Genomic DNA, 509 nt, shown 5'->3' with positions numbered 1-509 from the left:
CAGACCATTCATACAAAAGTGAAACGCGGGACAGTTACTCAGAAACGCAAACAATCTGTAAACGGAAAGACTTATCTCTACTTCAGGGATGTCTATAGTGCTGCTGCGGGACAAGCGGCGTATGACCCCTTGCACGAGGGAACGGGACGACAACCTAAGTGGGTCAATAGTAAGGACTTTATCGATTGGGCGGATGAAAGGCTACTCAGTGAGAGGTGGAGCCCTGATGCGGTTGTTGGTTATGCTAAACGTCATGAATTGTTCTGTGAGGAGTTGATTCCTTGCACAAAAACGCTTTATAAGTGGATCAATGCGGGTCTCATGCGAACGAAGAACATTGATTTACCTGAAAAGGTATCACGCAAACCGCACAAGGCTTTTGAACCTGGACCCAGACGCCGCAAAATCCTGGGCAAATCGGTTGAAGAACGCCCCCAGAAAGTGGAAGACCGTGAGGAATGGGGACACTGGGAAATCGATACTGTGGTAGGTCCGCATGGTGAAGAGGA

At 48.7% G+C, this 509-nt stretch carries 1 protein-coding gene; it reads left to right on the top strand.

What is annotated here, in order from left to right; all coding sequences use genetic code 11:
* On the top strand, positions 1–509 hold a 509-nt coding region (locus ACQV2P_RS08680), incomplete at both ends, for an IS30 family transposase (protein WP_428894899.1).

The sequence above is a fragment of the Facklamia sp. P12932 genome (assembly GCF_050409545.1).
GTDB lineage: Bacteria > Bacillota > Bacilli > Lactobacillales > Aerococcaceae > Facklamia.
This window is presented reverse-complemented; position numbering and strand designations above follow the sequence as displayed.